This is a genomic window from Paraburkholderia sp. RHO2 (assembly GCF_050955445.1).
In the GTDB taxonomy this organism is placed as follows: Bacteria; Actinomycetota; Actinomycetes; order Mycobacteriales; family Mycobacteriaceae; genus Prescottella; species Prescottella agglutinans_A.
On the sequence record NZ_CP162617.1, the window covers coordinates 2,509,944 to 2,523,619 of the forward strand.

Annotated in this window: 14 protein-coding genes; 8 read left to right on the plus strand and 6 right to left on the minus strand. The window is 68.6% G+C overall.

Going from position 1 to position 13,676, the window contains the following annotated elements; all coding sequences use genetic code 11:
• From sufU to ABTV10_RS11610, 3 genes are read left to right on the plus strand one after another with little or no spacing between them, the layout of a single operon-like run.
• The gene (gene sufU, locus ABTV10_RS11600) at positions 1-525 is read left to right on the plus strand and encodes a Fe-S cluster assembly sulfur transfer protein SufU (RefSeq protein WP_499034848.1); all 525 of its coding nucleotides are present in this window, start codon (positions 1-3) and stop codon (positions 523-525) included.
• Positions 522-926 (plus strand): metal-sulfur cluster assembly factor, encoded by a 405-nt coding sequence (locus ABTV10_RS11605; RefSeq protein WP_499034850.1) that lies wholly within the window; start codon positions 522-524, stop codon positions 924-926. The genes sufU and ABTV10_RS11605 overlap by 4 nt, the downstream gene beginning before the upstream one ends.
• A gap of 16 nt (positions 927-942) precedes the next feature.
• Positions 943-1,413 (plus strand): DUF1990 domain-containing protein, encoded by a 471-nt coding sequence (locus ABTV10_RS11610; protein ID WP_499035163.1) that lies wholly within the window; start codon positions 943-945, stop codon positions 1,411-1,413.
• Between the two features lie 4 nt (positions 1,414-1,417).
• Here ABTV10_RS11610 and ku read toward each other — a convergent pair whose 3' ends face one another.
• From ku to ABTV10_RS11625, 3 genes are all read right to left on the minus strand, one after another.
• Positions 1,418-2,248, minus strand: a complete 831-nt coding sequence (ku, locus tag ABTV10_RS11615; RefSeq protein WP_433612827.1) for a non-homologous end joining protein Ku — start codon at positions 2,246-2,248, stop codon at positions 1,418-1,420.
• Between the two features lie 120 nt (positions 2,249-2,368).
• Positions 2,369-3,541: a lycopene cyclase family protein gene (locus ABTV10_RS11620; protein WP_499035164.1), complete on the minus strand. Its 1,173-nt coding sequence runs from the start codon at positions 3,539-3,541 to the stop codon at positions 2,369-2,371.
• Complete coding sequence (locus ABTV10_RS11625) at positions 3,481-4,251, minus strand: SDR family oxidoreductase (protein WP_499034852.1); 771 nt, start codon at positions 4,249-4,251, stop codon at positions 3,481-3,483. Before ABTV10_RS11625 ends, ABTV10_RS11620 begins: the two co-directional genes overlap by 61 nt.
• 125 nt (positions 4,252-4,376) lie before the next feature.
• On the opposite strand from ABTV10_RS11625, the gene ABTV10_RS11630 reads away from it, so the two are divergent.
• The 4 genes from ABTV10_RS11630 (at position 4,377) to ABTV10_RS11645 (ending at position 8,179) form a co-directional block, all read left to right on the plus strand.
• Positions 4,377-4,739 carry a VOC family protein gene (locus ABTV10_RS11630; protein WP_499034854.1) on the plus strand — a complete coding sequence of 121 codons (363 nt, stop codon included), beginning with the start codon at positions 4,377-4,379 and terminating at the stop codon, positions 4,737-4,739.
• A gap of 214 nt (positions 4,740-4,953) precedes the next feature.
• Positions 4,954-6,585 (plus strand): ABC-F family ATP-binding cassette domain-containing protein, encoded by a 1,632-nt coding sequence (locus ABTV10_RS11635; protein ID WP_499034855.1) that lies wholly within the window; start codon positions 4,954-4,956, stop codon positions 6,583-6,585.
• Positions 6,586-6,666: 81 nt separating this feature from the next.
• The gene (locus tag ABTV10_RS11640) at positions 6,667-7,836 is read left to right on the plus strand and encodes an IS30 family transposase (protein WP_499028866.1); all 1,170 of its coding nucleotides are present in this window, start codon (positions 6,667-6,669) and stop codon (positions 7,834-7,836) included.
• A gap of 121 nt (positions 7,837-7,957) precedes the next feature.
• On the plus strand, positions 7,958-8,179 hold the full coding sequence (locus ABTV10_RS11645) for a helix-turn-helix domain-containing protein (RefSeq protein ID WP_127916947.1): 222 nt from the start codon (positions 7,958-7,960) through the stop codon (positions 8,177-8,179).
• Positions 8,180-8,278: 99 nt separating this feature from the next.
• On the opposite strand, the gene ABTV10_RS11650 is transcribed toward ABTV10_RS11645, so the two are convergent.
• The 3 genes from ABTV10_RS11650 to acnA form a co-directional block, all read right to left on the minus strand.
• Complete coding sequence (locus ABTV10_RS11650; protein WP_499034856.1) at positions 8,279-9,094, minus strand: alpha/beta fold hydrolase; 816 nt, start codon at positions 9,092-9,094, stop codon at positions 8,279-8,281.
• 122 nt (positions 9,095-9,216) lie between these two features.
• Positions 9,217-9,786: a TetR/AcrR family transcriptional regulator gene (locus tag ABTV10_RS11655; RefSeq protein ID WP_499034858.1), complete on the minus strand. Its 570-nt coding sequence runs from the start codon at positions 9,784-9,786 to the stop codon at positions 9,217-9,219.
• Positions 9,787-9,889: 103 nt separating this feature from the next.
• Positions 9,890-12,688, minus strand: a complete 2,799-nt coding sequence (acnA, locus tag ABTV10_RS11660; RefSeq protein ID WP_499034860.1) for an aconitate hydratase AcnA — start codon at positions 12,686-12,688, stop codon at positions 9,890-9,892.
• Positions 12,689-13,016: 328 nt separating this feature from the next.
• Here acnA and ABTV10_RS11665 point away from each other — a divergent pair, with 328 nt between their 5' ends.
• A complete protein-coding gene (locus ABTV10_RS11665; RefSeq protein ID WP_499034861.1) occupies positions 13,017-13,598 on the plus strand; it encodes an Rv1476 family membrane protein in 582 nt (193 codons plus the stop codon).
• The last annotated feature ends 78 nt before the right edge of the window (positions 13,599-13,676 follow it).

A 13,676-nucleotide genomic window follows, 5' to 3' on the forward strand; every position in this document is an offset into this window, starting at 1 on the left:
GTGCGCCTGGAGCAGATGTACCAGGAAGTGATCCTGGACCACTACAAGCACCCGCACGGGCGCGGCCTGCGCGATCCGTTCGGCGCCGAGGTGCACCACGTCAACCCGACGTGTGGCGACGAGATCACGCTGCGCGCGCATCTCACCGACGGTGAGGATGGGCGCCCGGTCGTCGCGGACATCTCGTACGACGGTCAGGGCTGCTCGATCAGCCAGGCGTCGACGTCGGTGCTGTTCGACCAGATCGTCGGTATGCCGCTGGACGAGGCGCTGCAGACCGTCGACGCGTTCAACGAGATGGTCAGCAGCCGCGGCACCGTCGAGGGTGACGAGGACGTCCTCGGCGACGGCATCGCGTTCAGCGGGGTGTCGAAGTACCCGGCGCGCGTCAAGTGCGCGCTGCTGGGATGGATGGCTTTCAAGGACGCCGTTGTTCGAATAGTCGACGAAACGTCGGTCGACAGTGATTCGGCGGACGGCAATCCTGAAGACGACCTTGCTCGAACCGGAGGACAGACATCATGACGGACACCCAGGCGGGGCAGGCCCAGACCGAGGCCACCGCGGCCGAGCCGGCCGCCGAGTACGGCGCCACCCTCACCCCGGAGCGCCTCGACGAGCTCGAGGAGGCGATGCGTGACGTCGTCGATCCCGAACTCGGCATCAACGTCGTCGACCTCGGTCTGGTCTACGACTTCAAGGAGATCGACGAGAACGGCGTCGACGTCGTGCTGCTCGACATGACGCTGACGTCCGCGGCCTGCCCGTTGACCGACGTCATCGAGGAGCAGTCCAAGCGGGCCCTGGTGAACAGCAGCCTGTGCGACGAGCTGCGGATCAACTGGGTCTGGATGCCGCCGTGGGGTCCGGACAAGATCACCGACGACGGCCGCGAGCAGCTGCGCGCCCTCGGATTCACGGTCTGACCTGTCCACCCGGAATCTGACCTATCGGGAGGTCGGTGCCACTGCCGGAGAGCTGCCGGCGGGATATCGACACGTCCGAGAATCGGCACACATCGGACGCGGCGAGGACACGTTCCTCGCCGCGTCCGACGCGTTGATGAGGTGGGACGTGCACCGTCGCGCGGGCCTGCGGGTGGCGGCCGACTCGCCCGTCGCGGTGCCCGGCACCACCGTCGAGCTGCGGTGGTTCGGGTTCACGATCCCGTGCCGGGTGGTGTACGTGATCGACGAGGTGGACCGTCGGGGCTTTGCCTACGGGACACTGTCGGGACACCCCGAGTCGGGGGAGGAGCGCTTCTGCGTCGAACGCGCACCCGACGGCTCGGTGCGGGCGACGATCACGGCGTTCTCCCGTCCCGGGCGCTGGTTCACCCGCATCGGCGACCCCGCCGCCCGCGTCGTGCAGCGCTACATGACGCGCCGCTACCTGCGGGCATTCACGGCTTGACCGCTCAGGCGCGCTTGCGCCGCGGTTTCTTCGCGGGCGCGGGTTTCACTTCCTCCCCGGCCGCCTCGAGGCTCCGCTGCAACGCCGCCACCAGGTCGACGACTTCGGCGTCCGCACCGGCCTCCACGCGTTCGGCCGCGGGGATCACCTTCTTGCCGCCGCTTGCGATCGCCTCGTCCAGCAACTGGCGCAACTCGATCTGGTAGTCGTCGGTGAACTCCGTCGGGTCGAAATCCTCGGCCATGCTGTCGACGAGGGTGCCCGCCATCTTCAGTTCCTTCGCCTTGGGCTCCTCGGCGTCGTCCAGGGACGGGAACTCGGCGGCGCGCACCTCGTCGGGCCACAGCAGCGTCTGGATCACCAGGACGCCGTCGCGTTCGCGCAGCGCCGCCAGCCGCGTCTTCTGCCGCAGCGTGAAGTGCACCAGCGCGGTCCGATCCGTCTGCGCGAGGGTCTTCGCGAGCAGCACGTACGCCTTGGGCGACGACGAATCCGGTTCGAGGTAGTAGCTCCTCTCGAACAGGATCGGGTCGATCTGCTCGGTGGGAACGAACTGCAGCACCGGAATCTCGTGCTTCTCGGCGGCGGGGAGCTTCTCGAAGTCCTCGTCGGTGAGGATGACCCGGTCACCCTCCTCGGAGTCGTAGGCCTTGTCGATGTCGGCGAACTGGACCGTCTGCCCGCATTCGCTGCACACGCGGTTGTACTTGATCCGTCCGCCATCCTTGGCGTGGACCTGATGGAAGCGGATGTCGTGGTCCTCCGTCGCGGAGTACACCTTGACCGGTACGTTGACCAGCCCGAACGCGATGGAACCCTTCCAGATTGATCGCATGCACCCCACTATCACCCAGATCGGTGGGTCGTGTGCGCCCCGGTGCGAAGATCATCACCATCTCGAGACATTTCGGCTACATCCGAGCGCCCGCCCGGGGCTCGCTCGGTGCCTGGACCGTCACCGTCGGATGCCGGCCCGTACCAGTGTTCGACGGATCGGCGGCGGGCCCGCGCGGAACAACTCCCACATCGTGCGCATCGTCCCGGCCGCGTCGGTGCGCCCCGACAGGTAGGCGCGCTGGCGCTCGATCGGAAGGGAGAAGAAGGCGTCGAAGAATTCCGCGGTCCGGGAGGGTTCCAGCTGGAGCAGGGCCGAGAGCCCGACGTCGCGCAGCGATCGCACGAGGCGGGCACGTGGAGGCCACAGGGCTTTGCCAGGATCGCGTCCCGCGGCGAGCGCCGCGACGACGTCGTCGACCGCGGTCAGCGATGCGGCGACGCTGTATCCGGTGCCGGGGTGGATCAGGCCAGCCCGGGCACCGAAAGCGTCCACGGGCCCGGAAGGCCGCGGCGCCTGCACCGGGAATCGGACCCGCTCCACCTCGAGATTCGCGGGCGGTTCGACGCCACGGGCCAGCAGGCGGGCGTCGAGGCGCCGGCGCAGTTCGTCGAGCGGCAGCCCCGGCCGGTCGACCAGGCACGTCTCCTCGAGCAAGACGGTGTCGTCGCTCAGCGGCACGGCGTACAGGAACGACGGTGGATCACCCGGCGCAGTGTCGTTGTCGCGGCGCCAGTCCATGAACCAGCCCGCGGCGTCGCCCATCGCCGGGGCCGCGGCCGCGGCGGGAAGGACGAGGCCGAACGCTGTCTGCTCGGCCAGCGTCGGATCGGGGCGCACGCCCCGGGCGTCGATCACCCGATGTGCCCGGATCTCCGTACCGTCGCGCATCACTACGGTGCCGGCGGTGACGGTGCCCGCGACGCCCGGCACCACCCGCGCGTCGGCGAGGTCGAGGCGGCGGTGCAGCGCCGCGTTGTCGAGGATCGCGTACTTCCGGTCGACAATCCTCGGGCGGGTGGTCCACACGTGCGGCCGACGGACCGTCGCGCGCAGCACACCGGGGCCGAGCCAGTGGGGGAGTTCGTCCACCCACGCCGCGTAGGTCGGCGACCACGGCCGGTCCGGGTGCGGGTCGATCCCGACGACGCGCAGCCCGGCGCGGGCCGAGCGGTGCGCGAGCGCCCGGCCGGCGGGACCGAGCCCGACGACCGCGACATCAGCGGTGGCGGTCAGAGCGCGCCCGTCGCGAGCAGGCCGCCGTCCACGCGCACCGTCTCGCCGGTGATCCAGGCGGCGTCGTCGGACACCAGGAAGCCGACCAGGCCCGCGACGTCCTCGGGTGTGCCGAGGCGCTTCATCGGATAGATCGACGACGCCTGGTCCTCGCCGCCGGCGACGAGGGCGGCGGCGAATTTCGTCTTGACGACGCCCGGGGCGACGGCGTTGACCCGGATCGTCGGGCCCAGCTGCCACGCCAGTTCCTCGGTGAGGCGGATGAGCGCGGCCTTGGATGCGCCGTACGCGGCGATGACGCCGGTCGAGCGGATTCCGGCGACACTCGCGAGGTTGACGATCGCGCCGCCGTGTTCGCCCATCCACGCCCGGTACGCCTCCTGCACATATCCGAGGGCGGCGACGACGTTGACGTCGAAGATCTTGCGGACCGCCTCGAGGTCGGCGTCCATCAGTGCCCCGTACACCGGGTTGATCCCGGTGTTGTTGATGAGGATGTCGAGGGAGCCGAGTTCGGACACCGTGCGTGACACCGCATCGCGGCGCGCGTCGGCGTCGCCGGAGTTACCCGCGATCGCGATGACGTGCCCGCTGTGGCCGAGGGCGCGCAGTTCCATCGCGGCCTCGTCGAGTGGCTCGGCCTTGCGGGCGGTGACGGCGACGTTGGCACCGCGGGTGAGGAGTTCGGCGGCGATCGCCTTGCCGATTCCGCGGCTGGCGCCGGTGACGAGGGCGTTTCGTCCCTGCAGGTCGTTCACGCGTGTCATGGCTCCGCACGTTAGCGGATCGACCTCTTCCTGGCCGTGAACCGCACGGATTCCGACTCCAGCGGTCTCCGCCGCCACCGCGTGATCGGTCCGGCGTGCTCGCGTGCTGTGCGACGATGAGGCGTATGGCGATTTCAGGGGCGCACGTGATCGTCTACAGCCGGGATGCGGACGCCGACCGGCGTTTCGTGCGGGACGTGCTCGGCTTCCCGCACGTCGATGCCGGCGGCGGCTGGTTGATCTTCACGCTTCCTCCGGCCGAGGTCGCCGTGCACCCCTCGGAGACCGCCGACGATCCCGGCCACGAGCTGTACCTGATGTGCGACGACCTGGACGCGACACTCCGCGACCTGGCGGAGCACGGGGTCGAATGCGACGCCGTCTCCGAGGCCGGCTGGGGCCGGCTGAGTCGGTTCCGCCTCCCAGGTGGCAGCCAAGTGGGCATCTACGAACCTCGACATCCTCGCGCCGCAGAATTGGACGACTGAGCAGCCGCTGCTGCAGTGCTGCACCGAGCGTCGGAAGCCACCACGTCGAGCGGAGGAGCCGACGTATTCGCGGTCACTGGGCCGGGGCGTGGCGGTGAGCCGTGGTCACGGTAAAATCGGTGGTTCTTGTGCTCGCTCGCGGGCACCATGACATCCCGGTCACGCGTCTGCGTGGCCGAAGTTGTGCCTGTGGCTCTTTACCGAGGAGATGTGCTTGATTACCGCCACCGACCTTGAAGTTCGTGCCGGTGTGCGGACGCTGCTCTCTGCGCCGGGGTCGGCGTTGCGTGTGCAGGCGGGCGACCGGATCGGCCTGGTCGGCCGCAACGGTGCCGGCAAGACGACCACGCTGCGGATCCTCGCCGGCGAGGGGGAACCCTATGCGGGCGCGGTAGTGCGCAGCGGCGACCTCGGTTATCTTCCGCAGGACCCCAAGGAGGGTGACCTGGAGGTCCTCGCGAAGGACCGCGTCCTCTCGGCGCGCGGCCTGGACGAGATCCTCAAGAAGATGGAGAAGCAACAGGCCATCATGGCGGAGGCCGCCGACGACGCCACCCGGGACAAGGCCGTCCGGAAGTTCGGCAACCTCGAGGACCGGTTCTCGGCGCTCGGTGGCTACGTCGCCGAGTCGGAGGCCGCCCGCATCTGTAACAGCCTGGGCCTGCCGGACCGGGTGCTGGGCCAGCAGCTCAAGACGCTCTCGGGTGGTCAGCGTCGACGGGTGGAGTTGGCGCGGATCCTGTTCGCGGCCTCGGACGGGTCGGGTGGGAAGTCGAACACGACGCTGCTGCTCGACGAGCCGACCAACCATCTCGATGCGGACTCGATCACGTGGCTGCGCGGGTTTTTGCAGAACCACGACGGCGGGCTGATCGTGATCAGTCACGACGTGGACCTGCTCGCCGACGTGGTGAACAAGGTGTGGTTCCTCGACGCGGTGCGCGGGGAGGCCGACATCTACAACATGGGCTGGAAGAAGTATCTCGATGCCCGCGCCACCGACGAGCAGCGTCGTCGTCGGGAACGCGCGAACGCGGAGAAGAAGGCGTCCGCGTTGCGGGCGCAGGCCGCCAAGCTCGGCGCGAAGGCCACCAAGGCGACCGCGGCGCAGAACATGGCCAAGCGCGCCGACAAGCTGATGAACGACCTCGACGAGGTGCGCGTGGCGGACAAGGTCGCGCACATCCGGTTCCCGGAGCCGGCGCCGTGTGGCAAGACGCCGCTCATGGCGAAGGACCTCACCAAGGTCTACGGGTCGCTGGAAATCTTCACCGGCGTCGACCTCGCGATCGACCGCGGTAGCCGGGTGGTGATCCTGGGCCTCAACGGTGCCGGTAAGACGACGCTGCTGCGCCTGCTCGGCGGAGTCGAGACCCCGGACCTCGGCGAGCTGGTGCCCGGGCACGGCCTGAAGATCGGCTACTTCGCGCAGGAACACGACACCCTCGACGACGCGGCCAGCGTGTGGGAGAACATCCGGCACGCCGCGCCCGACGCCGGCGAGCAGGACCTGCGGGGGTTGTTGGGGGCGTTCATGTTCACCGGCCCGCAGCTCGACCAGCCCGCCGGCACCCTGTCCGGTGGTGAGAAGACGCGCCTGGCGCTGGCGGGGCTGGTGTCGTCGGCGGCGAACGTGCTGCTGCTCGACGAGCCGACCAACAACCTCGACCCGATCTCCCGCGAGCAGGTCCTCGACGCGCTGCGCAGCTACACCGGTGCGGTCGTGCTCGTCACCCACGACCCGGGGGCGGCCGAGGCGCTCAATCCGGAGCGGGTGATCCTGCTGCCGGACGGCACCGAGGACCACTGGTCGCAGGAGTACCTCGAGCTCATCCAGCTCGCCTAGGCGCTCCGCACCCGTGCGCCTTTCTGGTAGGGCGAGTTCAATCGGTCGTTGCAACATCCCTGATCCTGGAGGGTGTTGCAGATGGTGTGGATCGGTCGGCCGCCGGCGCCGGCGCATGCTCGGCTGAAGTTCTGGCAGTGCCGTAGCGAGGGCGCGTCGACGGCAGCGGCCGCGGGTGCGGCATCGGTGGCGTATTCGACGGCGCAGCGGTGGCTGGTGGCGTCCGGTGGGGTTCGTCCCCGCCGGACGCCACCACCGTCGGGCCGGTACCTGTCCCTCGAGGATCGTGAGACGCTCTCCGAACTGCTGCAGGCCGGAAAGAAGCAACACGAGATCGCCGCGGCGTTGGGGCGGTCCCCGTCGACGATCAGCCGAGAGATCGCCCGGGGCACGAACAAGCGTGGCTACTACATCGCCTCCACAGCGCACCGGGCCGCCCAAGCGCGGGCGAAACGACCGAAACCAGCGAAGCTGAACTCGTGCGAGCGGCTGCGGACGTTCGTGCAGTCCCGGCTCGGGAAGAATCATTCTCCGGAGCAGATCTCACGCGCCTTGGTGCGTGAGTTCCCCGACGATCCGGAGATGCGTGTGTCCCACGAAACGATCTACCTCTCGCTCTATGTCCAGGCCCGCGGAGGACTCAAACGGGAACTGACACAGCATCTTCGGACCGGAAGGGTGTTGCGTCAGGGTAGCCGCAAGCCCGACGAGCGGCGGGGCCGGATCCCCGACATGATCAACATTTCCGAGCGTCCCGCCGAGGCCGGGGACCGGGCCGTGCCCGGCCACTGGGAGGGCGATCTGATCATGGGTGCCGGCAACCGGTCCGCGATCGGCACCCTGGTCGAACGTTCCACCCGGTTCGTGATGCTGCTGCACCTGCCCGACGGTCACTCCGCCGAACACGTCAACGTCGCGATGGCCGCCAAGATCCGGGAACTGCCCGCTGCACTGGCCCGCTCGATCACCTGGGACCAGGGCACCGAGATGACCCGGCACGCCCAGTTCACCGTCGACACCGGCGTCCAGGTCTACTTCTGCGACCCCCGCTCACCCTGGCAGCGCGGCTCGAACGAGAACACCAACGGACTGCTGCGCCAGTACTTCCCCAAGGGCACCGACCTGGCCGTTCACACCGCCGAGCGCCTGCAGTTCGTCGCCGACGAACTCAACGAACGGCCCCGCAAGACGCTCGACTGGCATACTCCAGCCGAGCGTCTCGACGAGGCCCTCGTTGCAACGACCGCATGAATCCGCCTAGCTGGGACCACGCAAAAGGCGCACGGGCGGCGTAGCTGCTCGTTTCGTTGATCACGTGTCGGCAGGTGATCTAGCCTGGAATCGAGGCTCGCTCAGCTGACCGGAGGACGTCATGGCGGAGAGCACGGGAATCTCGCGGGGGGCACGTATCACCGGGGAATCGCGTGACAAGCTCCGCGACGACTTGAAGGCGCAGTACGAGGCGGGGGCGAGCATCCGGACCCTGGCCGAGCAGACCGGCCGCTCGTACGGGTTCATCCACAACGTGCTCGTCGAGGCCGACGTGACACTGCGACGGCGGGGTGGACCGAACCGGCGCAAGAAGACGGGGTGACGTCGGGTGGGAGCATGTCATCGAGATGCTCGCCGGCCGCGCCACCGCCGCCGGAGGTTGCCTTGTCGGAGGCGGTGGCGCTTCTACGAGTAGGCAGGCCTACGAGACACCTGCCACATGATCGAACAGCAGTGGCGCGAGGGTCTCGGGGGGAACGTCGTGGAAGCCGCCGTCGAGCGCCACGTACCGCGCACCGGGAATCATCTCCGCGATGGTCCGAGCAGGCGTCTGGAGCCACGGCGGGCTGGCCACGCTCGCCAACGTCAGCGTCGGGACCGCGATTCCCGCGAACCGGTCGGCAGTCAACGGGCGGACGGTGATCGCTCCGTCGTAGCGCAGGGTGTGCGCCACCGCTTCCATGCCTGCCCACGCCGGAGACTGCCGGGTCTGAGCGACGGCCTCGGGCGGCAGCCCGACCGCCGCGGTCATGAAGTACTCGACGGCCTCCCCGCGCCGGTCGTCTGCCGAGAATGCGTCGAGCGTGGCTAGGTAGTTCTCGGGGAGTTGCGGACCACCCTCGATCTGCAGCGGCGGTTCGAAGATCGCCAGTGAGCTGACGGGCAGCCCGGCGGCGGTCGCATCCAGGGCCAGGATCGCGCCCGAGGAGAGGCCGTACAGGCTGGCTGACCCCCCGATGTCCTCGATCAGGGCGGCGAGATCGTCGATCTCACGTTCGACCGCGTACGGGCTGGTGTCGCCGCTGGCGCCGCGGCCGCGCCGGTCGTAGGCGATGGCTGTGCACATGGGTGCGAGGGCCGCGGCGAGGTCGGCGGCTGTCGTCCGGTCGTTGAAGGCACCTCCCACGATGATGATCGGCGGGCCGTCTCCGGACCGTTCGTAGGCGATCGCGGTGCCGTCCCGCGAGATCGCGTGATGAACGGGGCTACGCTGCGGTACTGCGGCTATGTCGGACATGGCTTTCCTCACTCTCGGAACGTGTTCCTGAGTATGGACCTGCCGGGCCGCGAAAACTCATCGCTGACAGGGAGATGTTCGTGGCGGGTCGGGTAGGCCGCCGTCGCGTGGCGCCAGGCGTGTCAGGGGTCTTTCCGTCGCACCGATTCCTCGACGAGATCGAGTACGGCCGAGAGGTTCTCGGCGCCATGCCCGGACGCGATGCGGGCGATGAGCCCGTCGAGGACCAGGTCGAGATAGTCGAGCAGGACGTCGGTGGGCAGGTCGTCGCGGAGGCGTCCGGCGGACTTCTGGTGTTCGAGTCGGCGGACGGTGGCCTCGGTGAGTTCGGCGCTGCGCTGGGTCCAGTCGCGCGCGAACTCGGGATCGGTGCGCAGACGGCGGGCGATCTCGAGGCGCGTGCCGAGCCAGTCGAACTGTGCGGGTGAGGCGAGCATGTCGCGCATCACTTGCACGAGACCGCCCTCGGCGACCACGTCGGCCATCCGCTTGGCGTCCTCGTGCGCGAGGGCGAGGAACAGCCCGTCCTTGTCCTTGAAGTGGTGGAAGATCGCACCGCGGGAGAGTCCGGTGGTTTCCTCGAGGCGGCGCACCGTGGCGCCGTCGTAGCCGTACTGCGCGAAGCACTGGCGGGCGCCGTCCAGAATCTGGCTCCGCCGCGCCGCGAGATGGTCTTCACTGACCTTGGGCACAGCCGACATCCTTTCGTACGAAACTGCGAACGGCGGGCCCGAGACTGACGTCCCGAGCCCGCCGTCAGCGCACTGCGTGATCGCTGATCACACGACCGGGTGACTAGCCCCGGATCATGTTGCGCAGCACGTACTGCAGGATGCCGCCGTTGCGGTAGTAGTCCGCCTCACCGGGGGTGTCGATGCGGACGACCGCGTCGAACTCCACCGTGCCGCCGTCGGTCTTGGTCGCGGTGACCTTGACGGTGCGCGGCGTGGTGCCGGCGTTCAGCTCCTCGATGCCCTCGATGTCGAAGGTCTCGGTGCCGTCCAGGCCCAGCGACGCGGCCGACTCGCCGGCCGGGAACTGCAGCGGGATGACGCCCATGCCGATGAGGTTCGAGCGGTGGATGCGCTCGAACGACTCGGTGATGACGGCCTTCACGCCGAGCAGGCTGGTGCCCTTGGCGGCCCAGTCGCGCGACGAACCGGAGCCGTACTCCTTGCCGCCCAGGACCACCAGCGGGATGCCGGCCTTCTGGTAGTTCTGCGACGCGTCGTAGATGAACGCCTGCGGCGCACCCTCCTGGGTGAAGTCGCGGGTGTAGCCACCGGAGACGCCGTCGAGCAGCTGGTTCTGCAGGCGGATGTTCGCGAACGTGCCGCGGATCATCACCTCGTGGTTGCCGCGACGCGAGCCCAGGGAGTTGTAGTCCTTGCGCTCGACACCGTTGGCGTCGAGGTACTGCGCGGCCGGGGTGCCGGGCTTGATCGGGCCGGCCGGGCTGATGTGGTCGGTGGTGACCGAGTCGCCGAGCAGCGCGAGGACGCGAGCGCCCTTGATGTCGGTGACCGGGGCCGGCTCCATCGTCATGCCGTCGAAGTACGGCGCCTTGCGGACGTAGGTCGAGTTCTCGTCCCACGCGAAGGTGTCACCGGCCGGGGTGGCCAGGTTCTGCCAGCGCTCGTCGCCCTTGAAGACGTCGGCGTAGGACTTGCGGAACATGTCCTGGCTGATCGCCGACTTGATGGTGTCGTCGATCTCCTGGGCCGAAGGCCAGATGTCCTTCAGGAAGACGTCGTTGCCGTCCTTGTCCTGGCCGAGGGCGTCGGTCTCGAAGTCGAAGTCCATCGTGCCGGCCAGCGCGTACGCGATGACGAGCGGCGGGGACGCCAGGTAGTTCATCTTGACGTCGGGGGAGATGCGACCCTCGAAGTTGCGGTTACCGGAGAGCACCGCGGTGACCGACAGGTCGTGCTCGTTGATCGCCTTGGAGATCTCCTCCGGCAGCGGGCCGGTGTTACCGATGCACGTGGTGCAGCCGTAGCCACCGAGGTAGAAGCCGAGCTTCTCGAGGTACGGCCACAGGCCGGCCTTCTCGTAGTAGTCGGAGACGACCTGCGAGCCGGGCGCCATGTTGGTCTTGACCCACGGCTTGGTCTCGAGGCCCTTCTCGACCGCGTTGCGGGCGAGCAGTGCGGCGCCGAGCATGACCGACGGGTTCGAGGTGTTGGTGCAGGAGGTGATGCCCGCGACCGCAACCGCGCCGTGGTCGAGGACGAACTCGCCGCGGTCGGTCTTCACCGTCACCGGGTTCGACGGGCGGCCGGTGGAGCCGTTGGCGGCCGACGGGATGGTGGCCTCGTCGTTCGCGGTGGACGGCTCGACCGGATCGGACGCCGGGAAGGACTCCTCGACGGCCTCGTCGAGAGCGGAGTGCGCGGCCTCGGCGCCGTTGGCGGCGTAGGTGACGATGTCGCGACGGAACGCGGCCTTCGACTCCGAGAGCAGGATGCGGTCCTGCGGGCGCTTCGGGCCGGCGATCGACGGCACGACGGTGCCGAGATCGAGCTCGAGGTACTCGGAGTAGGCGGGCTCGTTGGCGGCGTCGTGCCACATGCCCTGCTCCTTGGCGTACGCCTCGACGAGCGCGAGCTGCTCGTCGCTGCGGCCGGTCAGGCGCAGGTAGTTGATGGTCTCGCCGTCGATCGGGAAGATCGCTGCGGTGGAACCGAACTCGGGGCTCATGTTGCCCAGGGTCGCGCGGTTCGCCAGCGGAACCTCGGCGACACCGGCGCCGTAGAACTCGACGAACTTGCCGACCACACCGTGCTTGCGCAGCATGTCGGTGACGGTGAGCACGACGTCGGTGGCGGTCACGCCCGGCTGAATCTCACCGGTCAGCTTGAAGCCGACGACGCGCGGGATCAGCATGGAGACCGGCTGGCCGAGCATCGCGGCCTCGGCCTCGATGCCGCCGACACCCCAGCCCAGCACGCCCAGGCCGTTGACCATCGTGGTGTGCGAGTCGGTGCCGACGCAGGTGTCGGGGTATGCCTGGCCGTTGCGGGTCATGACGGTGGGCGCCAGGTACTCGATGTTGACCTGGTGCACGATGCCCATGCCCGGGGGGACGACCTTGAAGTCGTCGAACGCGCCCTGGCCCCAACGCAGGAACTGGTAACGCTCGCCGTTGCGCTGGTACTCGAGGTCGACGTTGCGCTCGAGGGCGTCCGCGCGACCGAAGACGTCGAGGATGACCGAGTGGTCGATGACCATGTCGGCGGGGGAGAGCGGGTTGACCTTGTTCGGGTCGCCGCCGAGGGTGGTGACGGCCTCACGCATGGTGGCGAGGTCGACGACACAGGGAACGCCGGTGAAGTCCTGCATGATCACGCGGGCGGGCGTGAACTGGATCTCGACGCTCGGCTCGGCCGAGGGATCCCAGTTCGCGATGGCGCGAATGTGATCGGCGGTGATGTTGGCGCCGTCCTCGGTGCGCAGCAGGTTCTCGGCGAGAACCTTCAGCGCGTAAGGCAGCTTCTCGGTGCCGGGCACGGCCGAGAGGCGGAAGATCTCGTACGAGTTGTCTCCGACCTCGAGCGTTCCCTTGGCGCCGAACGTATCAATACTGGTGGTCACGTCAGCTCCACTCGTCTTTGAGGTTCGCCGTCGACGGGGCTGTGACGACGGCTGAAGCGAGGCACGCGAACAGTGCCCGGTTCGATCGGCGAACCGAACCCGACAGTTCCGCGGGCGTCTCGGATGAAGTCTAACAGTACGCTTGTCCTGTGAGACTGCAGGGTCTGGCGCCGGAGCGAATGCGGCGTCGGGTCGGCTCGCGTCGGTCCAATCCTCACGCAGTCGGCGCGCGGGCGCAACGGACGGAGACGCTGCGGCGATAGGTCTTCACGTACTGTTCTTTCAGGCTGACCCGCCTTGCCCGTCGCCCACCGATCCCGGATGAGAGATGCCTGCTCCTATCGCGCCTGCCCGCCTCCCGTTCGCTGCCACGATTCCCGACGATGTGTCCGTGGCCGCAGTGCGCGCGGATCTGTCGGATGACGGTGTCTCCGCGCCGGACTCGGACGTCGCGGACCTGCGCGACGTCGTCGCACGCGCGCACGAACAGGGTATCGATCTGAAAATCGTTGTGCTCGAAAAGGATCCGGGGCGTCCTGAGCAGTTGCGTGATCTGGCCACCGAGATCGGGACGGTCGACGGCGGCACGGTCCTCGTCCTGAGTCCGTCATCGCCGGGAACCTACAGCGACACTCTCAGTCGCGTCGTGCTCGAGGGCGCGCAGGACCGTACCTACACCGGGAATGCGGTCCAGTCGGCGAACAACTTCGTCGACGAGATCGCCGAGCCCGGCGTGTCGTGGGGACTCGTCACCGCGCTGCTGGTGCTCGTTGTCGCGCTCGTCGGCGGGCTGTCCTACTTCGCCAAGGTCCGTCGCGGTCCGGCGTCTCCCACGAGCACTCCCGTCGCATCCGACGCGGCCGCGGGTGCGCCCTCCACCGGCGGGCAGTCCGCCCGACTCGACGACTGACCGGCGTCCGTCGGGCGTGAATCGCCGCCCGCGCCGCTGGGTTCGCGTCGCCCGAGCCCGCCGCTGATTCCACCATTT